We start from the raw sequence: 24824 nt of genomic DNA, 5'->3' as shown, positions 1-24824 counted from the left end.
ATGAAGCCCGACGCGCGTGCCATCGAAGCCTTGCTGGAAGGCACGCACGCCGACCCGTTCTCGCTCCTCGGCGTCCATCCCGGGCCCGGGGGCGCCTTTGCCCGCGCCATCCTGCCCGGCGCGCAAGAGGCGCAGGCCTTCGCGCTCGACGGCACCGCGCTAGGGACGCTCACCCGGGTCGATCCGCGCGGGCTGTTCGAAGGACTGGTCGATGGCAAGCCGCAGCCGGTGCGCTATCGCTGCAGCGCGGGCGTCCACCAGTGGTCCGTCACCGACCCCTACTCGTTCGGCCCGGTGCTCGGCCCCACCGACGATTTCCTGATCGGGCAAGGCACGCATTTCCGCCTGTTCGACAAGCTGGGCGCACATCCGATCGACCATGAAGGCGCAAGCGGCGTCCACTTCGCGGTCTGGGCACCCAACGCCAGCCTTGTCGCGGTGGTCGGTGATTTCAACGACTGGGACCACCGCCGCCACCCGATGCGCAAGCGCGCCGACACCGGCGTATGGGAAATCTTCCTGCCCGACATCGGCACGGGCCGCGCCTACAAGTACCGGATCGTGGGGCCCGACGGCACGGTTCAGCCGCTCAAGGCCGATCCTTACGCCTTTGCCGCCGAACTGCGCCCCGCCACTGCATCGATCGTGGCGCGCCCCGGCAAGCCCGACTGGGCCGACGACGCCCACCGCGCGCATTGGGCCAAGGCCGATGCCCGGCGCGAACCGGTCTCGATCTACGAGGTCCATCCCGGCTCGTGGCGCAAGCCAGACACGGCCGAATTCTACAGCTGGGATGACCTCGCCGACCAGTTGATCCCGTACTGCATCGACATGGGCTTTACCCATATCGAGTTCCTGCCGGTGTCCGAGCACCCCTACGATCCCTCGTGGGGCTACCAGACCACCGGGCTCTATGCGCCAAGCGCGCGTTTCGGCGAACCCGCCGGCTTTGCCCGCTTCGTCGACGGCGCGCATCAGGCGGGTCTGGGCGTGCTGGTAGACTGGGTGCCCGCGCACTTTCCGACCGATGCCTTCGGCCTGTCACGCTTCGATGGCACGCACCTGTACGAACACGAAGACCCGCGATTGGGCTTCCATCCCGACTGGAACACCGCGATCTACAACTTCGGCCGGCGCGAGGTGGAGGCGTTCCTTGTCAACAACGCGCTGTTCTGGGCCGAACAGTACCACGTCGACGGCCTGCGCGTGGATGCGGTCGCTTCGATGCTCTACCGCGACTATTCGCGCGAAGGCGGCGACTGGATACCCAATGCGCAGGGCGGGCGCGAAAACTGGGAGGCGGTCGGCTTCCTTCAATCCATGAACAAGGCGCTCTACGGCCAGCACCCCGGCGTGATGACCGTGGCCGAGGAAAGCACCTCGTGGCCCGGCGTCACGCTGCCGATCGAAGCGGGCGAGGTGCGGTCGAGCGCGCTCGGCTTCGGCTTCAAATGGAACATGGGCTTCATGCACGATACGCTGAAGTACATGGCCCGCGACCCGGTCCACCGCCGATACCATCATGACGAGATCACCTTCGGCCTGATGTACGCCTTCGCCGAAAACTTCGTCCTGCCGCTGAGCCACGACGAAGTCGTCCACGGCAAAAGCAGCCTGATCAACAAGATGGCGGGCGACGACTGGCAGAAGTTTGCCTCGCTGCGCGCCTACTACGGGCTGATGTGGGGCTATCCCGGCAAGAAGCTGCTGTTCATGGGGCAGGAATTCGCGCAGCGCCGCGAATGGAGCGAGGCGCGCTCGCTCGACTGGGACCTGCTGCAGTACGAACCCCACGCTGGCATCCAGCGCTGGGTCCGCGATCTCAACGGCGCCTATCGCAACTGCCCCGCCCTCCACGCCCGCGATTGCGAGCCCGAAGGGTTCGAATGGCTGGTCGTGGACGATGCGCTCGCCAGCGTGTTCGCCTGGGTGCGCAAGGCGCCGGGCACGCGCCCGGTCGCGGTCGTCTGCAACATGACGCCCGCCACCCACGGCCATTACCGCCTGCCGCTGCCGCACGATGGCGTATGGCGCGAAGTGCTCAATTCCGATGCCGCGCACTACGGCGGATCGGGCCAGGGCAACCTGGGGTCCATCGAAGCAAAGGACGGGGCGGCGCTCATCGTCCTGCCGGGACTATCCACGCTGATGTTCGAATTTGCCGGAAACGGAGAGGAAGAATGAGGGACAGGACGATCGGTCAGCCGCTGGCACGCGATGCCATGGCCTATGTGCTCGCCGGCGGACGCGGCAGCCGGTTGAAGGAATTGACCGACAATCGCGCCAAGCCGGCGGTCTATTTCGGCGGGGTCAGCCGGATCATCGACTTCGCGCTGTCGAACGCGATCAATTCCGGCATTCGCCGCATCGGCGTCGCCACGCAGTACAAGGCGCACTCGCTAATCCGCCACATGAACCGCGCGTGGAACTTCATGCGGCCCGAGCGCAACGAAAGCTTCGACATCCTGCCCGCATCGCAGCGCGTGTCCGAACACCAGTGGTACGAAGGCACGGCCGACGCGGTGTTCCAGAACATCGACATCATCCAGGCCCACGCGCCCAAGTACATGGTCATCCTGGCCGGCGACCACATCTACAAGATGGACTACGAACTGATGCTGCAACAGCACGTCAGTTCGGGCGCGGACGTCACCGTCGGCTGCCTCGTGGTGCCCAAGAAGGACGCGACCGGCTTCGGCGTGATGGCGATGGACGAAGCATCGACCATCACCGCCTTCGTCGAAAAGCCCGCCGATCCGCCGACGATCCCGGGCGATGATGCGCATTCGCTCGCTTCGATGGGCATCTACGTGTTCGAGACGAAGTTCCTGTTCGAACAGCTCCAGCGCGATGCCGCAGACCCCGCTTCCAGCCGCGACTTCGGCGGGGACATCATCCCCTACATCGTCAAGCACGGAAAGGCAGTGGCCCACCGCTTTACCGACAGCTGCATCCGCGCGGCCGAGGAAATCGAGGAATACTGGCGCGACGTGGGCACGCTCGATGCCTATTTCGACGCCAACCTCGATCTCACCGACACGGTGCCCAAGCTCAACATGTACGACCGCGACTGGCCGATCTGGACCGACCAGGTCGTCGCCGCGCCGGCCAAGTTCGTGCACGATGAAGAAGGCCGCCGCGGCATGGCGATCTCGTCGCTGATCAGCCAGGACTGCATCGTTTCGGGCGCGCTCGCCCGGCGTTCGCTGCTGTTCACCGGGGTGAAGATGGGCTCGTTCTCCTCGGTGGAGGAAGGCGTCATCCTGCCCTACTGCAACATCGGGCGCGGCGCGCAGTTGAAGCGGGTGATCCTCGATTCCGGCGTGCGCATTCCCGAAGGCCTCGTCGTCGGCGAAGATCCCGAACTCGATGCCCGCCGCTTCCGCCGCACCGAAAACGGCGTGTGCCTGATCACCAAGGCGATGATCGACAGGCTGGCGTGACCTTGCGCGTCCTCTCGATCGCCTCGGAAGCCGCCCCGCTGATCAAGACCGGCGGCCTGGCCGACGTGGCGGGCGCCCTGCCCGCCGCCCTTGCCCCGCACGGGGTGGAGATGACCACGATCCTGCCGGGCTATCCCAAGGTCATGGCCGCGCTGGGAAAGGCCAAGGCTGTCCACACCTGGCCTTCGCTGCTGGGCGAACCGGCACGGCTCATCAAGGGCAAGCTCGGCGCGCATCCGCTGCTCGTCGTGGACGCCCCGGCCTTCTTCGCGCGCGATGGCGGACCTTATGCCGATGGCGGCGGACGCGATTGGGGCGATAACTGGCGCCGCTTTGCCGCCTTCGCCCGCGCCGCCGCCGAGGTCGCCGCCGGCGCGGTCAAGGGCCTCGCCTTCGACCTCGCCCACGCGCACGATTGGCAGGCGGCAATGACGCCCGCCTACTTGCGCTACGATGGCGTTTCGCTGCCTTCGGTCATGACCATCCACAACATGGCCTTCCAGGGCCATTACGGCGCCGATATCTTCGGCGGTCTCGCCCTCCCGCGTGAGGCGTTCGCCTTCGACGGGGTGGAATATCACGGCGGCGTCGGCTTCCTGAAAGCGGGGCTCGAAGCGGCGAGCGCGATCACCACCGTCAGCCCGACCTATGCGCGTGAAATACGCGAGGCCCAATTCGGCATGGGCCTCGAAGGCCTGATCCGCAGCCGGGGCGCGCGCGTCCATGGCATCGTCAACGGCATCGATACGGCCGAATGGAACCCCGAAACCGATCCCGCGCTCGCCCAGCGCTTCTCGGTCCGCACGCTACCCAGGCGCATCGCCAACAAGCGCGCGCTCGAAGCCGAATTCGCGCTCGATAGCCATGATGGCCCGCTGTTCGTCGTCATCACCCGCCTCACCTGGCAGAAGGGCATGGACGTCCTGCTCGAAGTGGTCGACCACCTCGTCGGCCTCGGCGGCCGGCTCGCGGTGCTCGGCTCTGGCGATGCCGCACTGGAAGGCGCGCTGCACGCCGCCGCAGCGCGCCACCCGGGCAAGGTTTCGGTGCGCATCGGCTATGACGAAGCCCTGTCGCACCGCATGCAGGCGGGCGGCGACGCCATCCTGGTGCCCAGCCGCTTCGAACCTTGCGGCCTGACCCAGCTCTATGGCCTCGCCTACGGCTGCGTGCCCGTGGTCAGCCGCACCGGCGGGCTGGCCGATACCGTGGTCGATGCCAACCTCGCCGCGCTGGCGGCGGGCGCGGCCACCGGCGTCCAGTTCAACGCGGTGCACTACTCCGCGCTCGCCGATGCGATCGACCGGACCATTTCACTCTATAGCCAAACCGACGTCTGGCGCGGCCTGCAGCGCGCCGGGATGAAAAGCGACTTTTCATGGAGCCGCAGCGGCAACGCCTATGCCGATCTCTACGCCGCGCTGGTGGAGGACCGATGACGACGACCGTAGCGACCACGCCTTACGAAGGGCAGAAGCCCGGCACTTCCGGCCTGCGCAAGAAAGTGCGCGTGTTCGCGCAGGCCAACTATGCCGAAAACTTCATCCAGTCGGTGTTCGACGTCGTAGGCCCGGTCACCGGCAAGACGCTCGTGATCGGGGGCGACGGGCGCTACTACAACCGTACCGTCATCCAGCAGGCGATCCGTATCGCCGCCGCCAACGGCTATTCCCAGGTGCTGGTCGGCAAGGGCGGCATCCTGTCGACGCCCGCGGCCAGCCACGTGATCCGCAAGTACGGCGCAAGCGGCGGGCTGATCCTTTCGGCCAGCCACAACCCCGGCGGCCCGGACGAAGACTTCGGCATCAAGTACAACATCGCCAATGGCGGGCCCGCCCCCGAAGGCGTGACCGACGCGATCTTTGCCCGCACCCAAGTGATCGACCGCTGGCTGACGGTCGAGGCGCCCGACGTCGATCTGGACACCTGCGGTTCTGTCGCGGTCGGCGGCATGACCGTGTCTGTGATCGATCCAGTGGCCGACTATGCCGACCTGATGGAAACGCTGTTCGATTTCGCCGCGATCCGCGCCAAGGTCGCTGCGGGCTTCACCATGGCGTTCGATGCGATGCACGCGGTGACCGGCCCCTATGCGGTCGAAATCCTTGAAAAGCGTTTGGGCTTCGCGCCCGGCACCGTGCGCAACGGCGTTCCGCTCGAAGATTTCGGCGGGCATCACCCCGATCCCAACATGGTCCATGCCAAGGCGCTGTTCGACCTGATGTTCTCTGCCGCCGCCCCCGATTTCGGCGCGGCATCGGATGGCGATGGCGATCGCAACCTGATCGTCGGGCGCGGCCGCTTCGTCACCCCGTCGGACAGCCTCGCCATGCTTGCCGCCAATGCGCACCTTGCCCCCGGCTATCGCGCGGGGCTGAAAGGCATCGCCCGCTCGATGCCGACCAGCGCGGCGGCGGACCGCGTGGCTGAGGCGCTGGGCGTGCCCTGCTTCGAAACCCCCACCGGCTGGAAGTTCTTCGGCAACCTGCTCGATGCCGGCATGGCGACGATCTGCGGCGAGGAAAGCGCCGGCACCGGCAGCGACCACGTGCGCGAAAAGGACGGCTTGTGGGCCGTGCTGCTGTGGCTCAACATCCTCGCCGTGCGCGGGCAGAGCGTCGATGCCATCGCGCGCGAACACTGGCAGCGCTTCGGCCGCAACTATTACGCCCGCCACGATTACGAAGGCCTGCCCACCGATACGGCCAACGCCCTGATCGCGGAGCTGACCGCCGCGCTTCCGGGCCTGCCCGGCAAGTCCTTCGGCCCGCTGGTCGTGGCGAGCGCCGACAGCTTCGCCTATCTCGATCCGGTCGATGGCTCCACCAGCGCCAACCAGGGCCTGCGCGTGCTGTTCGAAGGCGGTTCGCGCATCGTCTTCCGCCTGTCGGGCACCGGCACCGAAGGCGCCACGCTGCGCGTCTACCTAGAGCGCTACGAACCGGCCGAAGGCCTGCTCGATCGCGACACGCCCGATGCGCTGGCCGACCTGATCGCCGCCGCCGAAGCCGTTGCCGGCATCGCCCGCCACACCGGCCGCACCGCGCCCGACGTGGTGACGTGACCGCCACGGTCGAACAGGGCCAGACCCGCTTCTCGGTCCGCGCGCCCCGCGCCGAAGCGGTGTGGCTCTGCCTGTTCGACGGCGGGCAGGAGCGCCGCTTCGAAATGGCGCGCAGCGGTCCCGGGTGGGAGATCGTCCTTCCCGGCAACCTGACGGGCGCGCTATACGGCTTTCGCGCCGATGGCGTCTGGGCGCCCGAACGCGAACTGTGGTTCGATCCCGCCAAGCTGCTGGTCGATCCCCACGCGGTCGAACTCGATCGGCCCTTCGCCTATGACCCGCGCCTGTCGACATATGGCGCGGACACCGCCGCGATCGTGCCCAAGGCGCGCGTCACCGGCCCCCTGCCCGAAGCACCGCCGGCGCCGCCATATTTCACGCGCGGCGGCCTGATCTACGAAATCAACGTGCGCAGCTTCACCATGCTGCATGCGCAGATACCGGAGGCACAGCGCGGCACCGTGGCGGCGCTCGCCCATCCGGCGGTGATCGCGCACTTGCGCAAGCTGCGGGTCAGCGCGGTGGAACTGATGCCGATCGTCGCCTGGATCGACGAACGCCACTTGCCGCCGCTCGGTCTGTCGAACGCCTGGGGCTACAACCCGGTCGTGCCGATGGCGCTCGATCCGCGCCTGTGCCCGGGCGGCGTTGCCGAACTGCGCGATACCGTCGCCGCGCTCCACGCCGCCGGGATCGGCGTGCTGCTCGATCTGGTGTTCAACCACACCGGGGAAAGCGATGTGCTGGGCCCGATCCTCAGCTTTCGCGGGCTCGACAACGATACGTACGCCCACGCGCCCGATGGCAGCCTGGTCAACGACACCGGCTGCGGCAACACGCTCGATTTCGCCAACCCGGCGGTGCGCGCCCTGACGCTCGATAGCTTGCGCCATTTCGTGCGCCATTGCGGCATCGATGGCTTCCGCTTCGATCTGGCACCGGTGATGGCCCGCTCGCCCGGCTTCGACCGCCACGCGCCCATCTTCGCCGAGATTGCCGCTGACCCGCTGCTCGCCGACCGCATCCTGATTGCCGAACCATGGGACATCGGCCCCGGCGGCTACCAGTTGGGCGCGTTCCCGGCGAACTGGCTCGAATGGAACGATCGCTTCCGTGACGACGTCCGCCGCTTCTGGCGCGGCGATGAAGGCGTCGGCGCGCTCGCCACGCGGCTGGCGGGCTCGGCCGACATTTTCGGCAAGGGCCCTTCCCGCTCGGTCAACTTCCTCGCCGCGCACGATGGCTTCACCCTCGCCGACACGCTCGCCTACGAACACCGCCACAACCACGCCAATGGCGAGGGCAACCGTGACGGGCACGGCGAAAACTTCAGCTGGAACAACGGCATCGAGGGCCCCACCGACGATCCGGCCGTCCTTGCCGCCCGCGCTGCCTTCGCGCGCGCCATGTTGGCCACGCTGTTCATCTCGACCGGCACGATCATGCTGACCGCGGGCGATGAATTCGGCCGCAGCCAGCGCGGCAACAACAATGCCTATGCGCAGGACAACGAACTGACCTGGATCGACTGGCAGGCCCGCGACCTTGCGCTTGAAGACCATGTTGCCGCGCTTGCCGCATGGCGGGCCGACCGCTGCACCTACGCGGTCGCATTCCCCGAGGACGGCTGCTGGCTCACGCCCGATGGCGCGCCGATGACGGCGGAGTTGTGGGAAAGCCCATCGACCACCAGCGTGCGGTGGCAACACGATGGACCGGACGGCAGCGAACCGGCGCGCATCGATGGCTTTGCCATCGATCGCGCCGGTCCCCGTGCGGTGCCGCTGGCTGGCCCGTCAGGCGCCCAGTCGGCGTAGCGCCGGATCGATGTACCGGCGCTCGCCCGTGCCATAGCGCGCCGGACCTTCGTCCAGCGACAGCGGACGCGGCAGCAGCCGGTTGAGCAGCAGTCGCCCAAACGTCCAGTCGCCCAGGTCCGACCGCGCGTTGATGTGGCCCGCCGCGCCCGCATCGGCAAAGCTCGCGCCCCACTGCCGCGCCAGCGCCCGCGCCTGCCCGAACGGCATGTACGGATCGTCGCGGCTGGCGACGAGCACGCTGCGGAACGGCAGTTCGCCTGCCGGCACCGGTGCAAAGCGGGTCAGGCGGCGATCGATCGGCGTGTCCTCGACATCGGGCGGCGCGACCAGCAGCGCGCCAATCACCTTGGAAAGGCTGCCACCGCCCGAAAGCCGCTCGTACTCGGCCCACCACGCCACCGCATGGCAGCCGAGCGAATGCGCCACCAGCACGACCGGGCGCTCGGCACGCTCGACCGCGAGGTTGATCTTGTTCACCCAGGTGTTGCGGTGGGGATCGTCCCACAGCCCCAGGTCCACGCGCCGGCAGTCCGGCAGGGTGTCTTCCCAGCGCGTCTGCCAGTGGCCCGCGCCGCTGTTGCCCAGCCCCGGAACCGTCAGGATCACCGGGTCGCGCGTGGTTGCATGTGTCTGTTCGAAGGCCATCGCATCGTCTCCATCGAAGAAGCGGCCGGTCGACTCGGTTTACGTCCCGACTAAGGCTCTCAACATATATCTACCTTTGCGATAGACAATGAACTTGCGACCACCCGCGCGGTATCCTCGCCAGACCGAGCGGCGCAAATAATCGTTGCAAAATTGGCCCCCTTGCGACAGGCCGCGCGACGGAACCGGGAACGCACACCCCTGCAGCACGCGCCGCATCACGGGCTTCAGCCGGCATGGGCCTTTTTCCGGCACTTGAAAGATCGGACCGCCCCCGCCACCTGACGCCAACGCGCCAGAGCGCCGGGAAAAGTCCCGTCATGCGGATAGTCGAAACTTGGATCGAACGGCCTCACCGTCCCCTGCACACAGCGACAAGCGGCGCCTTCTGGTTTCGATCCACGACGTCTCGCCGCGCTCGGAAAGCCAGGTCGATCGCCTTGCCGAACTGATCGAGCGGCACACCGGCCCCGCCCGCTTTGCCATGCTGGTGATCCCCGATCATTGGCGCGAAGCCCCGATCGCCGGCAACGCCGCCTTTGCCACGCGCCTGCGCGGCTGGGCCGATGCCGGTATCGAGATGTTCCTGCACGGCTGGTCCCATCGCGACGAAACGCCCGCCACCGAAGGGCTCGCCGGGTTCAAGGGCAAGCACATGACCGCGGGCGAAGGCGAATTCCTCAACCTGCCCCCGTCCGAAGCGCTGGTGCGCATGCGCGAAGGGCGCGACCTGCTGGAAGACATCCTCGGCCGCCCGGTCACCGGCTTCATCGCCCCTGCCTGGCTCTATGGCGAAGGCGCCCACGCCGCGCTGCGCGCCCTCGGCCTGCCGCTTGCCGAAGACCACATGAAGGTGTGGCGCCCCACCACCGGCGAAGTCGTCGCGCGCGGCCCTGTCGTCACCTGGGCCAGCCGCAGCAAGGGCCGCATCGCCAGTTCGCTCGCCTTCGCGCGCCTGGCGCGCACGGTGCTGCCGCTCGCGCTGCCGACGCTGCGACTTGCCGTCCACCCCGGCGACACTACGGTGCCGGCCCTGATGGACAGCATCGACCGCACGCTTGCCCGCTTCGTCCGCAGCCACGCGCCGGCGCGCTACGCCGAGCTCGGGTCCTCGGGCTGAGGCGCGGACGGGGACCGATGGCTCGCGAAGAACTTCCGGCGTCACGCGGTCTGCGCGTGCTGACGTTCCTGCACAGCTTCGAGCCCGGCGGGGTCGAGCGCGTCGCGCTGCGCCTGCACAGCGCGTGGGTGGAACTGGGCGCCGACGCCCGCCTCGTCATGGGCCGCGAACAGGGCGCCATGCGGGCCGAATGGCCGGGCCTTGCCTACGAAGTGCTCGATCGTGCGGGCATCACCGGCCCGCTCGAAACGCTGTGGATGATCGCCAGCCTGCCCGGTGCGATCCGCCGCCACCGTCCCGACGTGCTGTTCTGCGCGGGCAATTCCTACACCGTCGTCTCGGTCGCGATGAAGCTGCTGCTGGGCCGCCGCTGCCCGCCGATCGTCGCCAAGATCAGCAACGACCTGATGCGCCCCGATCTGCCGCGCATCGCCATGCCGTTCTATCGCCTGTGGCTGCGTATCCAGGGCCGCCGGCTCGACCGCATCGTCGCCATCGCGCCGGCCATGGCCCAGGAGATCACCGAGATGATGGGCGTCGCGCCCGACAAGGTGCCGGTGATCGACAACCCCGCCCTGTCCAATGCGGAGCTCGAACACCTCGCCGCCCTGCCCCGCCCGGCGCATGTTGGCCCCGCCCGCCGCTTCCTCGCGATCGGCCGGCTGGCGCCACAGAAGAATTTCCTCGGCCTGCTCGACGCTTTCGCCCGCATCGCACGCGCCGGTGACCGCCTGACGATCTGCGGCGAAGGCCCGCAGCGCGCCGCGCTCGAAGCGCGCGCCGCGCGCCTCGGCATCGCCGAGCGGGTTCACCTGCCCGGCCACACCTTCCCGCTCGACGACGAACTCGCCCGCGCGGATGCGCTGGTGCTTTCGTCCGATTACGAAGGCCTGCCCACCGTCGTGCTTCAGGCCTATGCTGCCGGAATCCCGGTCGTCGCCACCGATTGCAGCGTGTCGATGGCCTCGCTGCTGGGCCATGGCCGCTTCGGCGCACTGGTACCCCCGCGCGATCCGCAGGCGCTGGCCCAGGCGATGGACACCGTGCTCGACCACCCGTTCCAGGCGGAGGCCGCCCATGCCGAAGCCCGCCGGTTCACCGTAGATTTAGCTGCCCACCGCTACCTGCGGGCGATGGAGGACCTCGGTCCATCGGCGGCGCTTTCGCGCGCACCGCGCTTCCAGTTCCGCTAAAGGTCCGATTCGATGTCCGACTCCTCGATCGTCCAGCCGCCGCTGCCTGCTGCGGCCGAGCCCGCCCAGTCTTTGCTCCGCAAATGGGGCGGCTACCTGGGGCCTGCGATCTCCGCCGCGATCCTGATCGCGGTGCTGATCGAGCTGCGCAAGCTCAACTGGGGCATCGTCCAGTCGATCCTCCCCACCAACCCGTTGATCTGGCTGGTGTTCCTTATCAGCTATTTCCTCAGCCCGCTCGGCGATTTCATGATCTTCCGCCGGCTGTGGCAGATCCCCTATACCGGGATCCTGCCGCTGCTGAAGAAGCTGGTCGGCAACGAACTGCTGCTCGGCTACATCGGTGAAGTCTACTTCTACGACTGGGCGCGCCGCCACGTGAAGATGGAGGGCTCGCCCTTCGGAGCGGTCAAGGACGTCGCCATCCTCTCCGCCCTTGCCGGCAATATCATGACCGTGATCATGCTGGTGCTGACCTGGCCGGTGATCGGCACGCTGGGCCTTGGCGTCAGCGCCAATGTCATGGCCGCCTCGCTGGGTCTGGTGCTCACCACCTCGGCGGTGATCATGTTCTTCCGCAACGGCCTGTTCAGCCTGCCTGCGCGCGATCTGTGGTTCGTGTTCGGCGTGCACTGCGGCCGCATCGTGCTCAAGACCGGGCTGACCGCGCTCACCTGGGCGCTGATCCTGCCCGAAGCGCCGCTCAGTTCCTGGCTGCTGCTCTCCACCGTGCGCCTGCTGCTCTCGCGCCTGCCCTTCCTGCCCAACAAGGATATCGCCTTTGCCGGGGTCACCGCGCTGCTCGTGGGCGCGCAGGTTAAGACCGGAGTCATGATCGCTATGCTTTCGATGCTGACGATATCGATGCACGTGGCGATCTTCATCGTCCTGCTGCTGATCGATCTCGCCGCAAGGGAACGAACCGCATGACCATCCGCCCGCTCTTCCTCGCCGCCGCCCCCGCGCTGCTGGCAGCAGCCGCCGCGCCGCTCCTGCTCGGCAACGGTCCGCTGCGCTCGACGCCGGATCTGGGCAAGGCAGAAGGCCAGTGCCGCCCGGGCGAAAGCGGGCCCTCGTTCATGGTCGAAGTCGTCGGCCTCAAGGATCACACCGGCAGCCTCAAGCTCGAAGTCTATCCCGACAACGACAACGACTTCCTGGCCGATGACAACGTGCTGATCATGGCGGGCAAGACGTTCCGCCGCGTCGAAGTCGCTACCCCGTCCGCCGCCGTGCCGCGCCTGTGCGTGCGCCTGCCCGGCCCCGGCACCTACGCGGTGACGCTGCTTCACGATCGCGATGGCAACCGCAAGTTCAACTGGACGCGCGATGGCATCGGCTTTTCGGGCAACCCGAAGCTCGGCTGGTCCAAGCCCAAGGCCCGCAGCGTGGCCGCGCAGGCCGGCAACGGCCCCACCCCGTTGCGCATCGTGCTGAATTACCGTAACGGCCTCGCATCGGTGGGACCGATCACGAGGAGCTGAGCCAGCTCTATGAAACTTGTCGATGTCTGCGCGTTCTATGCGCCCAAGGGCGGCGGCGTGCGCACGTACGTGGATCGCAAGCTCAAGGCCGGTGCGGCCATGGGGCACGAAGTCGTCGTCATCGCGCCCGGCAGCCGCGATCATGTCGAACATCGCGGCCCCAACGCGCGGATCGTCTGGCTGAAATCCACGCTGTTCCCGCTCGATTTCAACTATCGCTACTTCTCCGACATTCCCGGGCTCTATGCCGCGCTCGATCGCGAACAGCCCGATTTCATCGAAGCCTCCTCGCCCTGGCGCAGCGCTTCGGTCATCGCCGATTGGCCCGGCGCCGCGCCACGCGCGCTGATCATGCATGCCGATCCCCTGTCGGCCTATGCCTACCGCTGGCTCGATCCGATCGCCACGCGCCCCACAATCGACACTCTGTTCGATCGCTACTGGCAGCACCTGCTCCGGCTCGACACCCGCTACGACATGATCGTCAGCGCCAGCCAGGGGTTGAGCGACCGGCTAACGGCCGGGGGCCTCACCCGCGTCGTCACCAATCCGATGGGCGTCGATCCCGGCGTGTTTTCGCCCACGCTGCGCGATGAAGGCTTGCGCGCCGGCATGCTCGCGATGGCCGACCTGCCTCCCGAAGCCACGCTGCTGCTCGGTGTCGGCCGCTTCGCGCCTGAAAAGCGCTGGCCGATGCTGGTTGAAGCGGTAACGGCGGCTGGCACCCGCACCCCGGTCGGCATGGTGCTCGCCGGACAAGGGCGCGATCGCAAGGCGATCGAGCGCAAGATCGGCGAAAACCCGCACATCCGCATCCTCGCCCCGATCACCGAGCGGTCCGAACTCGCCCGCGTCATGGCCAGCGCCGATGCCCTGATCCACGGTTGCGAGGCCGAAACCTTCTGCATGGTCGCTGCCGAAGCGCGCGCCAGCGGGCTGCCACTGATCGCGCCCGACGAAGGCGGGGCCGCCGACCAGGCGCGCACCTCCGGCGGGTTCATCTACGAAAGCGCCGATGCCGCCGCCGCCGCCGATGCGGTGGTCGATTACGCCACCCAGCGGCTTGCGGGCCTCGCTGGTCCCCGCGCCGACCTGCCCCCCCCGCGCACCATGGACGATCACTTCGCCGAGCTGTTCGCCAGCTACGAAAAGATCATCGCCCAGCACCGCCAGGGCCTGCGCGCTGCCTGAACCGCACCCACGCGGGGCTTGGGTCGACATCAGTATCCCACCCGCCCGTGCTGAGCTTGTCGAAGCACCGCTCTTGTTCTTGGGAACCCTGGCGCAAGGCCGCAAGGCCTAGGGCAGCCAATCGACGAGCTCAGGGCGGACGGACGGGCGCGGCGGAAGGGTGCGCGCCAGTTCGGACGCCCAAGCGTTTGGTCGAAGGCTTTCGCGACCCTCCGCGGACTCCCCCAACCCGCCCGTGCTGAGCTTGTCGAAGCACCGTTCTTGCCCCCTCAGCCGCCACCTCGACCCAAGAGCAGATACCCTGTTGCATACGCAACTTGCAATGTCCTGATCCCGGGAAGACTGTCCTACAACCCGGACCGGCGCTAAATCTGCGCGCCCCGCTCCTTGAAGCCAAGTCAATCAATCACTTGCGCGGCCAGCGCGCGCCACCGGCCGGAAAATGCAGTTTTGCTTTAGAAGTCTGTCAACTTTGTCAACTTGGGCACCCCTTCATCACGAAAAAGCGGCGACAGGATCGCTCCTGCCGCCGCCAGTCTCAGGGTGGAACTTGGTGGGCCCGGACAGCCGGTGAGCCGGCCGGGCCTTTCGATCAGAACTTGATCGAAGCGTCGATGCCGAAGGTGCGCGGCATGTTGAAGTTGCCGTAGTCACCCAGGATGTTGCCGTTGTTGCCGATCACCACAACGTTCGGCACGCCGCTGGCTGCGGTCGACTGAACGGCGGGCAGGCTGTTCGACGGGTCGCGGCGATAGACCAGCTGGTTGTTGAACAGGTTACGGCTCCACACGCCGATGTTCATCTTGTTGGCGTTGCCGCCAAGACCGATGTCGAGCAGCGAAAGGCGCGCGTTGACGATGAAGCTGGCATCGGCCTTCGTCGCGAACTGGTCGAAGCTCTGCGTCGCCTGCGAATAGTTCGCATCGATGTGGAACTTCGGACGGGCACCGCCGAGGATCTGCGGGAACTCGTAGTCGATCGCGGCGCTCGCGGCGTTGCGCGGGGTGTAGACGATGTAGAACTTCTGCAGCACCGTGGTGCTGTTGCCGGTGGCAACGCCGGCCGAAGTGAATTCCCGATACGTCACCGGCACCGCGGGGATGTCGGTGTAGGTATAGGCATAGGACAGGTCGATCTTCAGGCCTTCGGTCGGCTTGATCGTCAAGTCCGCCTCGATGCCGCGGATCTTGGTGGTGCCGGGGGCATTGAAGGTGACGAGGTTGTTGAAGTTGCCCGTCGCCGTCGGCTGGATGGTCGAAAGGTCGACCTGGCTGCCCTTGCGGTCCATCATGTAGGCGGCAAGGTTGATGCGGGCGTGACGGTTGAACAGGTCAGCCTTCAGGCCGACTTCGTAGTTCTTCACGTCTTCCGGGTTGAACGCCTGGTAGTTCGAGGTGCGCGAGCTGGCACCGCCGGCGCGGTAACCGGTCGAATACTTGACGTAGCCGTGGACATCGTCGTTGAAGTCATAGGCAACCGTCGCCATCGGGTTGAAACGGCGCCACTTCTTGTCGAGGCGGTTGTAGCCGTTTGCCGTCGCCGCAGCGGTATTCACGGCGTAGTTGATGTTGCGCGACCAGGTCAGATCGCCCTGCTTTTCGTCCCAGGTGTAGCGGCCGCCAAGCGTGATGTGCAGCGCTTCGGTGGCGTTCCAGGTGGCCTGGCCGTAGACCGCGTAGCTCTTCGACGTGACCTGCGAGGCGCGGTCGATCGAGCAGCCGTTGACAGCCTTGCCCACGAAGGCGGGTGTGCTGCCGGTGCAGAACGGAATGGTCACATACTTGGCTTCGGTCGGCGAAACATAGACCACGCCCATCGAGTTCGGCGTCGCCGCGTCGTCGCTGACGTGTTCGTTGAAGTAGTACAGACCGGCGACGTAATCGACCGAACCCACGGTGCCGACAGCCTGGAATTCCTGGCTGAACTGACGCTGGCGCAGGTCGGCCAGGCTGTAGCGGCTGAACGCGCAGGGAGCAGCGGCGGTGCAGGCCGTGGTGTAGTTGATGACCGGCACGCGGTGCGCGCCGCCCGAGTTATCCCACTGCTGCACGTCGACGCCGCGCCATGCGGTAATCGAGCGCAGTTCGACTTCGGGCGAGACCTTCCACTTCAGCACGTTGGTGAAGCCGTGGGTCTTGTCCACGCTGTTGCGCTGGGGAACGCCGATGTCGGCCGTGCGCATCAGGCTGTTGCCATTGACCACGATCCCGGGAGCCAGCGGCTTGATCGTGCCCTGCGTGCCGGTGAAGGCGGTGCCCGGCGTCACGCAGGTGCTGCCGCTGGGAATGGCGATCGGCGCCCTGTTGGTGCCGCCGCTCAGGCAGTTGTTCGGGTTGTAGTTCAGAAGCTGGCTGTAGAACGGGGTGTTCTCGTCGCGGGCAACGTCATACGAGAAATCGTTGGTCACGCCGTCAACCGGCTGCCAGCGCACGGCGGCGCGGAAGCCCTTGCGGTTGAAGTAGCCCCAGCCAGCCTGGTCGGCGAGCGGGTTCTTCGTGATCGCGTCCTGGTGCTGGTACACGCCGTCGAGCTTGATCGAGAAGCCGGCAAACTTGGGCAGGTTCAGGTGCAGCGCGGCGTTGCGCGAACCGATGTTGCCCACGCCGCCATCGATGCTGCCACCGAATTCGCCGGTCGGCGTCTTCGAGACAAGCGACAGCGCGCCGCCTTCGGTGTTGCGGCCGAACAGGGTGCCCTGCGGCCCCTTGAGCACTTCGACGCGCTCGATGTCGAACAGGCCGGTGTTGAGGCCGTGCTGGCGACCGAGGTACACGCCGTCGATGTAGACACCGACGCCCTGTTCGCGGGCGGGCTGGTTGGCGTCGAGCGGAACGATGCCGCGGATGCCGATGGTCAGCGCCGACTGGCGGGCTTCGAAGGTCGCCACGCGCAGCGACGGCACGCCGCCGTCGGCCAGGTCGAGCAGGCTCTGGACCTTGCGTTCCTTGATCGTTTCGGCGCCCATGACCGAGATCGAGATCGGGGTCTTCTGGAGGTTGGTTTCACGCTTGGTCGCGGTGACGACGATTTCGGTCAGGCCCGAGTTGCTGCCCGTACCACCCGAAACGTCGGCAGCCTGTTCATCGGCGGGCGCGACGGAGATCGAGGACTGGGCGAATGCGGGGCTGGCGGCGAGCGCGATGGCGCCCGCTCCAACCAGCAGGCCGGCGCGAATCTGGTGATTGAAAGTCATGGTTCCCTCACTTGCGAGGAGTTAATTCCCCCCTCGGGTGAGGCCCAACTAGGCGCAGCCAAAGACAGTTGTGTTACATACGGCGAAGAAAATCGCAGCATTCTTTGCCGACTGTTGACCGTCCCGTGACGATTCAACGTACTACGGCGGAATTCCGATAAAAAATTTCGGAACCCCGCCGGAACGATTTCAATTATGACAATTTCATTTCATGTTTTTGACAGCGATTTTACTTAAGTCGAGTGACCGGGATTGCGCATCGGGAAGGCTTGCACCCATCAGCTGCGCCAGAGTCGGCGCGATTGCGCGCATGTCCACTTCGCCAAGGCTGCCACCGCCCGCAATACCCGTGCCCGTCAGCAGGAACGTCGATCGCATGTCGGCAAGGCCGGGGAAGTAGCCGTGCATGCCCTTGACCCGGGCGGGCCGGACGAAGGGTGCAGAAGCGCCTGCAAAGGGCGAGGCAACGGCGCCGGGGCGCAAATCGAGATAGAAGTCTGCCTGCGGATTGCCGCCTGCCGCTGCGATCGCCGACCGCTCGATCACCGTCGCGATGCGCGCCTGCGGATCGGCGGCGAGCTTGGCGACTTGCGCCCGCACCTTGTCCTTCAGCCCCGCATCGTCACGCCGCGCCAGCACGATGGCGACCGAGCCGCCCGAGCTCCACGGCATCGCTTCCCATCCGGTGACCTTGCCATCGGCATCGAGGGTGATCAGCCCGGCATCGATGAAGGCCCGGAAAAAGTTCACCTCGGTATCGGTGGCGGCGAAGCCGTGGTCGCTGACCAGCGCGATGGCGGCGTCGGGATGCGCGGCGAGTTCGGCATCGCGCAGTCGTCCCACCAGCGCATCCAGCCGTTCGAGCACGGCATTCGCCTCTGGCGAGCCGGGACCCGTGGCGTGTTCCTGGTGGTCCAGCCCGGCAAGGTAGACGGTGACGAAGCCGGGCTTGTGCCGGGCGATCAGCGCGGCGGCGAACCGTGCCCGGTTTTCATCGCCATCGGCGGATTCGTCGATGCCCTGGGCATAAGGACCGGCGCAATCGTGTTCGAGTTCATCCACCAGGCCCTCGGTCGAGAGCGCCTTGACCAGCTTGGCGTCATCCTCGTGGCCCGAGCGCCAGATCTGCGGCAGGTTCCACGTCAACGACTTCGCCGCGACGCTCACTGGCCAGTGCACGTTGGCGGTGGTCAGCCCGGCATCGCGTGCCGCGTCCCACAGCGTGCGCGCCTTCTGGTCCTGCGCATACCAGTACCAGCCGCCATAGTTGATCTGCCTGGGATCGAACGTGGTGTTGCTGACGATGCCATGGCGCGCCGGGGCGACGCCGGTGATCAGCGTGGTGTGGCTGGGATAGGTCAGCGTCGGCAGCACGCCGGTGACGCCCGTGGCCGAAACGCCTTCCTTCACCATGCGGCGAAGGTTGGGCACCTTGAGCCCGCGCTTGTCCGCTTCGAGCACATCGCCGGGACGCAGCCCGTCGATCGAGATCATCAGGACGGGACGCGCGAGAGACAGCCCCGGGGCAACAAGAAACGCCGCGCTGCAAAGCAGCGCGGCGCTCTTGAGGAGGCGACGATCGATGAGACGATGGTTCATCGCTTCCTTGTGACGCATCAGAAGCCAGCCTTCAACGTGACGAACACCTGGCGCGGCGCCCCGGCCAGGAAGGTCTGGTTGTCGCCGATGTTGCCAAAGCCGTTCGATCCGATCGTGGCGATGTAGCGCTTGTCGAACAGGTTGGTGACGTTGGCCTGGATTTCGAGCGGCTGGCGCAGGCCCGCATCGAAGCGATAGCCGATCGCGGCATCGACCAGCGCGCGGCTGGGGACGAAGCCCTTGCCATCGCCCGCCGCGACGAGATCGTTGGTGTAGGTGAAATACCGCTTCGACATGTAGTTCACGCTGATCCGGCCGAACACCGAAGTGCTGTCGTAGGCGATTTCGGCATGGGCCAGATGCTTGGGCGAATCCACCACCGTCTTGCCCCGGGTCAGCACCGTGCTGGTGACATTGCCGGCGCTGTCGCGGACGACGACGTTATCGCGGTAGGTGTTGTCGTTGTAGCTGTACGAGGCGAACAGCGAGAGACCGAAGTCGAACTTGTATTCGCCGCTCGCCTCGATGCCCTGCGCACGCACGTTGCCGACGTTCTGCAGCGCGTTCGCCGCGCCGACGATGCCGACCGAAGTCGGAATGGTCAGCAGGCGGTTGCGGAAATCGACGTGGTAGGCGCCAAGCACGCCGCGGAACGCGCCTTCGGTAACGCGCAGGCCCAGCTCGTACGTGTCCGACTGTTCGGGCTTGAGGTAGGGCTTGATCGCATCGAACCCGGCTTGGGTCGAAGAGAACGGACCCGCCGTGGTGGCCGACGCAAAGGCGCGGGTCACCTGCGTGAAGCCGGCGAAGGCTTCGACCCCGCCACCGAACCTGTAGTTCACGCCGGCATGCGGCTGGAACCAGTCCTTGGTCGAAAGATCGCCCACGGTGCGGCCACCCGCGACAATGGCGCGGGCCTTGTTGTCGACCTTGAAGCCCTTCCAGCCGAGGCTGATCGTCGCATCACCCAGCTTGATCTCGTCTTCGACGAAGTACTGGTAGGTCTTCGTGTTGAAGGCGATGTCCCACTGCGTGAAGAACGGATTGCGCATGAACTTCAGGTGGTCGCGACCCGGGTTCGAGCGGCTTTCGTAAGCGTAGAACCGGCGTGCCTGTTCGAAATCGTTGTTTTCGTACCAGGCGCCGGCGGTCAGCTTGTTGAAGGCGACGTCGAAGGCGAGGCTGCCGAACACGCCCTTGCGGTCGATGTCGTATTCGGTGGTACGCACGGCCATCGGCACGCCGGTCGGGCTGTTGACATACGGCGTGCCCCAAGTGCCCTGGCCTTCGTTCTTGTGCAGGTAGGTCTTGAGCTTGAAGGTCACGTTCTCGCCGATCGGCGCCTTCAGCCCGATCGAGGCGAGCGTATCGCGACGCAGGCCCGAGGCATCGTAGTAGGCATCGTCGACCGACTTGATCTTGCCCGGATAGGTGGTTCCGGCGGCGGGGTTGAGCGGGGTGGTGCCGCTGTCGCCCCGGTTGGCGGCGATATCGGCAACCTGAAGCGCGAGCTGATAATTTGCCGGACCGAAGTTGTCCCAATCGTACCCGAGACGATTGATCATCTCGAGGCTGAGATCCTGATAATCCTGCTCGGCGCGGTCGGAGTGGCTGAAGAAGCCTTCGAAATCGACGTTGCCCACCGGCACGATCGCCTTGGCGTTGACCGCCCACTGGCGCTGCTTGCCATCGCCCTTCCACTTGTCGGCGGTGCCATAGGCGAACGAGGCCATGATGCGCGCGGCATCAGCCTTGCCGATCGCGCCACGGACGAAGCCGCGATAGGTGTTGTCGGAACCGGCGGTGGCGTTGAAGTCCAGCGCCTGGTTGGCGGTGCCGAGCATCGCGGCCGGGTCCATCGAGGTGAATTCAAGCGTGCCGCCAAGGTTGTTGGTCGACTGCGTGTCGATCGAACCCGAACCCTGGCTGACCGTGGTCGAGGCGATGTTTTCGGGGCTGATGGCGCGGCTGATGTGCAGGCCGTTGTAGTTGCCATAGCTCATGTCGCCCAGCGGAATGCCATCGAGCGTGAAGCCGAGCTGGTTCTGGTTGAAGCCGCGGATGGTGATGCGCGTCGACCATTCGTAGGCGCCGAACGGATCGGCCGACTGGAAGTTGACGCTGGGCAGCTTCTCGACCGCCTTCAGCGGGCTGGACCCGGCGGCGAGGATGGCGATGTCGGCATTCGACAGCTGCTGGACCTGGCGGGTCTGGCCCTGGCCGAACACGACGATTTCAGGCGAAGTGCCCGCGTCCTCGGCGGCAGGAGCGGCCTGCTCCTGGGCGAGCGCGGGAGCGCTGGCGGAAAGCGCGGTGCCGGCGAGCAGGATAAGTCCAAGACGCATTATGTAGTACCCCTCATGCGCAGTAGTTCTGCGCTGGGGCCGCTAGCCGCCTTGCGTTGCACGCAGGTTCCAGTTCGGTGACCGTTTGAAGTCAGCCCAAAAGAACTGGGTCATCGGGCAGCAAAATTCACTTTTCCAATCCATCGAACGTTTTGGATGCTTTTATCTGGATTTCGGGAAGTTGCTGCGTGGCGTAGCTCCGCACTCGCCGGACGGACTGCCCCGCCCGCCTGCATCACGCGCCAAAGGATCCCGACCCATGACCACCGCCGACCTCACCTCCAGCCAAGTTTCTGCATCGACCCCCGCCACCCAGAACGCGCTCGCCTTCACCGGGCGCGTACTGATCGCCGCGATCTTCGTGCTGAGCGGCCTTTCCAAGCTGACCGCGCCGGCCGCCACGATCGGCTATATCGAGCACGCTGGCCTGCCCTTCCCGCAGCTGGCGCTGGCGCTGGCCGTGCTGGTCGAACTGGTCGGCGGCCTCGCGCTGATCGCGGGCTATCGCGTGCGCCTCGTCGCGCTGGCGCTGGCCGGGTTCTCGATCGTCACCGCCCTTGCCTTCCACGGACAGCTTGGCGACCAGAACCAGTTCATCCACTTCTTCAAGAACGTGTCGATGGCTGGCGGCCTGCTGCAAGTGGCCGCTTTCGGCGGCGGGCGGATTGCGTTCCACCGCAACTGACACCACCCTTTGCCCCGACCGGGGTGGCCGAGCGCCTCCCCGGCTTTTCCGCTTCACGCCTCTTGCGCAAGGATTTTGCCATGACTGCCCGCAGCGCCCACCCGCTCGTCCTGCCGCTGATCGCCGACCGCTGGTCTCCTCGCTCGTTCGATGCCGCGCCCGTGCCGGAAGCGGACCTTCACGTGATCCTTGAAGCGGCGGGCCTTGCCCCTTCGGCATACAATCACCAGCCCTGGCGCTTCCTCTATGCGGTGCGCGGCGATGCCAACTGGGAGCATTTCGTGTCGCTGCTGGTGCCGGGCAATTCGGTCTGGGCCAAGGACGCGGGCGCGTTGGTGTTCGTGCTTTCGGAAAGCACGTTCCCGCGCCCCGACGGCGCCAAGACCAACCGCAGCGCAAGCTTCGATGCCGGCGCGGCCTGGGCACTGATGGCATTGCAGGCAACGCACATGGGCTATCACGCCCACGCGATGGTCGGGATCGAGTTTCCCCGGGTGCGCGAAGAGCTGGGCATTCCCGAAGACGTCCGCATCGAGGCAGCGGTCGCGATCGGTCGGCGCGATGCGCCAGACAAGCTGCCCGATGGCTATCGCGAACGCGAAGCGCCGTCAGCGCGCAAGCCGCTTGGCGAGATCGCCGCCCGCGGGAAATTCAGCGACCTGCCGGCCTGATTTCGCGCGAATCGCGGGACGGTCGCATTCCTTGCGGCCGTCCCGCTGTCCCTGCGGCAGGCGGTTGCACACGCGCGACAGGACAAATCGTTCCCGCTTCGGGACAACGTCCGATGGCATGAGGAGCACGTCCTGCCGCAGGAGTGTCCTTTCATACTTTGCATCAACCATTGGCCCCCTAAGTCAGTCCACAAGATCGGACACAACAGATCGGGGTCTCGCATCATGACGTTGGGTCGGCGCCAGTTTCTTGGCGCCATGGCGGCTACGGCCACCACCATGCTTTTTCCGCGTTCCGCAGCCGAAGCTATCGCGCCGCAAGTGCCGGGCGGCAACGGCCTGGTCGTGCCACCGACAACGCCCTGGGCGACGGGCAGGGAAAGCGCGCTTGGCGCGCCGGCCGGGCTCGACATCCCGGGCGCGCCCAAGCTGCTGCCGCAGGCGCTGGCCGCATTGCAGCAGCATCACGGCCGCGTGGCCGAGCGCGATGTGATCGGCATCGTCGATTTCTCGGTCCCCTCGCGCGAGCCGCGCTTCCACCTTGTCGACATCGCGGGCGGGCGCGTGCTGTCCACCCATCTCGTCTCGCACGGCAAGGGATCGGACCCGGCCAACAGCGGCTGGGTCGAACGGCTTTCGAACCGCCCAGGTTCGGAAGCATCGTGCAGCGGGGCGTTCCTGACCGGCCCGACCTACTACGGCAAGCACGGCCGCTCGCGCCGCCTGTTCGGCCTCGATCCCGAAAACAACCTTGCCGACGAGCGCGGGATCGTGATCCACGCGGCAAGCTATGTCGATCCGGGCCTTGCCGCGTCGCAGGGCCGCATTGGCCGCAGCCAGGGCTGCTTTGCCGTTTCCCAGCGCGAAATCGCGAATGTGCTCGAAGCGCTGGGGCCCGGACGCCTGCTTTACGCTTCGCGCTGAAAAAGCGGCGTGACGCAAGCATTTCCCGCGACATGTAACATTCTGTCGTAGGCCCGCAATATCGGGATAAAGGGCGATGCCAAGCGCCCGATCTGTGTTAACGGACCGGCGTCGACTCAAGGCGATGCCGCACTGCACCATGGTGCAAAATGATGCTGGCGACACCGCCTCGGGAACCGGATCCGTCGAAATCGTTTTCGTCGCCGACGCGCCGCAAATGGCGGCGCCATCGTTCCGACGGGACGCGATCTCGCTGGACATAGCCTGAAGAGTATCTGCCTTGCGCCAGCCGTCCCGCTTGCTCGCCTTCGCTCCTGCACTCCCTCTGATTGCCATGGTCGCCTCGCTCTCCGCGTGCGGCGCCAAGGCCGATGACAAGCAGATGCCCACGCCGGTCGTCGGTGTGGTCATCGCCAAGACGCAGGCCGTGCCGCTGGAGACGGAGCTTTCGGGCCGGACCGAAGCGTCGCTGGTGGCCGAAGTGCGGCCGCAGGTTTCGGGTATCGTGCTCGAACGCCTGTTCGCCGAAGGCAGCCGGGTGCGCGCGGGCCAGCCGCTCTACCAGATCGACAGCAGGCTCTATGCCGCGTCGGCCAACCAGGCGCGCGCCACGCTGGCCAATGCCGAAGCCACGGTCGAAGCCAACCGGCTCAAGGCCGAACGCTACCGCCTGCTCGCGCAGGAAGGCGGCGTCAGCAAGCAGGACGCGGCGGACGCGGCGGCCACATACAACCAGAGCAAGGCGCAAGTCGCCGCCAACCGCGCCGCGTTGCAGACGCAGCAGGTCAACCTCGGCTTCACCCGCGTGACCTCGCCCATCACCGGACAGATCGGCCGGTCCACCGTGACCAAGGGCGCGCTGGTCACGGCAAGCCAGGCCGATGCGCTGGCCAAGGTCCAGCAACTCGATCCGCTGTTCGTCAACATCCAGCAATCGAGCAACGATTTCCTGGCCTTGCGGCGCTCTCTTCAGAAGGGTTCGCTGAAGCCCGTGGGGTCGGTGCCGGTGCGCATCGTGCTGGCCGACGGGACGGAGTACCCGGTCGAAGGCCGGCTGAACTTCGCCGACGTCGATGTCGGCACCGATACCGGCACTGTCACCCTGCGCGCCACCGTGCCCAATCCGCAAGGGTTGCTGCTGCCCGGCCTGTTCGTGAAGGCGCGCCTTGCCCAGGCGACGGTGCCCGATGGCATCCTGATCCCGCAGCAGGCGGTGACCCGCACGCCGCGCGGCGATGCATCGGTGCTGCTGGTCAATGCCGAGGGCAAGATCGAATCCCGCGACATCACCGCCGATACCGCCATCGGCGACAAGTGGCTGGTGACCAAGGGCCTCAAGCCCGGGGACAAGGTCGTGGTCGATGGCCTGCTCAAGGCCAAGCCCGGGGCCAAGGTCAAGGCGGTGATCGCCGGATCGCCCGCCAACTCCGCGGCGAGCAAGTAGGAC

Annotated in this window: 18 protein-coding genes; 14 read left to right on the top strand and 4 right to left on the bottom strand. The window is 66.5% G+C overall.

The window, feature by feature from the left end; translation table 11 throughout:
- From glgB to glgX, 5 genes are read left to right on the top strand one after another with little or no spacing between them, the layout of a single operon-like run.
- Entirely contained in the window at positions 1-2184 is a 2184-nt protein-coding gene (glgB, locus tag HHL27_RS06130; RefSeq protein ID WP_169492491.1) for a 1,4-alpha-glucan branching protein GlgB, read from the top strand.
- Positions 2181-3443, top strand: a complete 1263-nt coding sequence (glgC, locus tag HHL27_RS06125; RefSeq protein WP_169492490.1) for a glucose-1-phosphate adenylyltransferase — start codon at positions 2181-2183, stop codon at positions 3441-3443. The genes glgB and glgC overlap by 4 nt, the downstream gene beginning before the upstream one ends.
- Positions 3440-4882: a glycogen synthase GlgA gene (glgA, locus tag HHL27_RS06120; protein WP_169492489.1), complete on the top strand. Its 1443-nt coding sequence runs from the start codon at positions 3440-3442 to the stop codon at positions 4880-4882. The genes glgC and glgA overlap by 4 nt, the downstream gene beginning before the upstream one ends.
- Entirely contained in the window at positions 4879-6507 is a 1629-nt protein-coding gene (locus HHL27_RS06115) for an alpha-D-glucose phosphate-specific phosphoglucomutase (RefSeq protein ID WP_169492488.1), read from the top strand. The genes glgA and HHL27_RS06115 overlap by 4 nt, the downstream gene beginning before the upstream one ends.
- Positions 6504-8324 carry a glycogen debranching protein GlgX gene (gene glgX, locus HHL27_RS06110; RefSeq protein ID WP_169492487.1) on the top strand — a complete coding sequence of 607 codons (1821 nt, stop codon included), beginning with the start codon at positions 6504-6506 and terminating at the stop codon, positions 8322-8324. Before HHL27_RS06115 ends, glgX begins: the two co-directional genes overlap by 4 nt.
- Here glgX and HHL27_RS06105 read toward each other — a convergent pair.
- The gene (locus HHL27_RS06105; protein WP_169492486.1) at positions 8304-8972 is read right to left on the bottom strand and encodes an RBBP9/YdeN family alpha/beta hydrolase; all 669 of its coding nucleotides are present in this window, start codon (positions 8970-8972) and stop codon (positions 8304-8306) included. The two genes, glgX and HHL27_RS06105, sit on opposite strands and share 21 nt — an antisense overlap.
- A 337-nt stretch (positions 8973-9309) precedes the next feature.
- On the opposite strand from HHL27_RS06105, the gene HHL27_RS06100 reads away from it, so the two are divergent.
- From HHL27_RS06100 to HHL27_RS06080, 5 genes are read left to right on the top strand one after another with little or no spacing between them, the layout of a single operon-like run.
- Positions 9310-10092, top strand: a complete 783-nt coding sequence (locus HHL27_RS06100; protein WP_169492485.1) for a DUF2334 domain-containing protein — start codon at positions 9310-9312, stop codon at positions 10090-10092.
- 17 nt (positions 10093-10109) lie between these two features.
- Positions 10110-11285: a glycosyltransferase gene (locus HHL27_RS06095; protein WP_169492484.1), complete on the top strand. Its 1176-nt coding sequence runs from the start codon at positions 10110-10112 to the stop codon at positions 11283-11285.
- A 12-nt stretch (positions 11286-11297) separates the two neighbouring features.
- Positions 11298-12215: a hypothetical protein gene (locus tag HHL27_RS06090; RefSeq protein ID WP_240959415.1), complete on the top strand. Its 918-nt coding sequence runs from the start codon at positions 11298-11300 to the stop codon at positions 12213-12215.
- Positions 12212-12769, top strand: coding sequence for a DUF2141 domain-containing protein (locus HHL27_RS06085; protein WP_169492483.1), 558 nt, complete (start codon positions 12212-12214; stop codon positions 12767-12769). Before HHL27_RS06090 ends, HHL27_RS06085 begins: the two co-directional genes overlap by 4 nt.
- Positions 12770-12778: 9 nt before the next feature.
- Positions 12779-13960, top strand: a complete 1182-nt coding sequence (locus HHL27_RS06080; RefSeq protein WP_169492482.1) for a glycosyltransferase — start codon at positions 12779-12781, stop codon at positions 13958-13960.
- A 592-nt stretch (positions 13961-14552) separates the two neighbouring features.
- On the opposite strand, the gene HHL27_RS06075 is transcribed toward HHL27_RS06080, so the two are convergent.
- The 3 genes from HHL27_RS06075 to HHL27_RS06065 form a co-directional block, all read right to left on the bottom strand.
- Positions 14553-17153 (bottom strand): TonB-dependent receptor, encoded by a 2601-nt coding sequence (locus HHL27_RS06075; RefSeq protein ID WP_169492481.1) that lies wholly within the window; start codon positions 17151-17153, stop codon positions 14553-14555.
- 204 nt (positions 17154-17357) lie between these two features.
- A complete protein-coding gene (locus tag HHL27_RS06070; protein ID WP_169492807.1) occupies positions 17358-18752 on the bottom strand; it encodes an alkaline phosphatase family protein in 1395 nt (464 codons plus the stop codon).
- Positions 18753-18769: 17 nt separating this feature from the next.
- Positions 18770-21097 carry a TonB-dependent receptor gene (locus HHL27_RS06065; RefSeq protein ID WP_169492480.1) on the bottom strand — a complete coding sequence of 776 codons (2328 nt, stop codon included), beginning with the start codon at positions 21095-21097 and terminating at the stop codon, positions 18770-18772.
- Between the two features lie 259 nt (positions 21098-21356).
- On the opposite strand from HHL27_RS06065, the gene HHL27_RS06060 reads away from it, so the two are divergent.
- From HHL27_RS06060 to HHL27_RS06045, 4 genes are all read left to right on the top strand, one after another.
- Entirely contained in the window at positions 21357-21782 is a 426-nt protein-coding gene (locus tag HHL27_RS06060) for a DoxX family protein (RefSeq protein WP_169492479.1), read from the top strand.
- 80 nt (positions 21783-21862) lie between these two features.
- On the top strand, positions 21863-22453 hold the full coding sequence (locus HHL27_RS06055; RefSeq protein ID WP_169492478.1) for a nitroreductase family protein: 591 nt from the start codon (positions 21863-21865) through the stop codon (positions 22451-22453).
- Between the two features lie 225 nt (positions 22454-22678).
- Complete coding sequence (locus HHL27_RS06050) at positions 22679-23377, top strand: murein L,D-transpeptidase catalytic domain family protein (protein ID WP_169492477.1); 699 nt, start codon at positions 22679-22681, stop codon at positions 23375-23377.
- A gap of 280 nt (positions 23378-23657) precedes the next feature.
- The gene (locus HHL27_RS06045) at positions 23658-24821 is read left to right on the top strand and encodes an efflux RND transporter periplasmic adaptor subunit (RefSeq protein WP_240959413.1); all 1164 of its coding nucleotides are present in this window, start codon (positions 23658-23660) and stop codon (positions 24819-24821) included.
- Positions 24822-24824: the final 3 nt, after the last annotated feature.

This window comes from Novosphingobium olei (genome assembly GCF_012927405.1).
Classification (GTDB): domain Bacteria; phylum Pseudomonadota; class Alphaproteobacteria; order Sphingomonadales; family Sphingomonadaceae; genus Novosphingobium; species Novosphingobium olei.
This window is presented reverse-complemented; position numbering and strand designations above follow the sequence as displayed.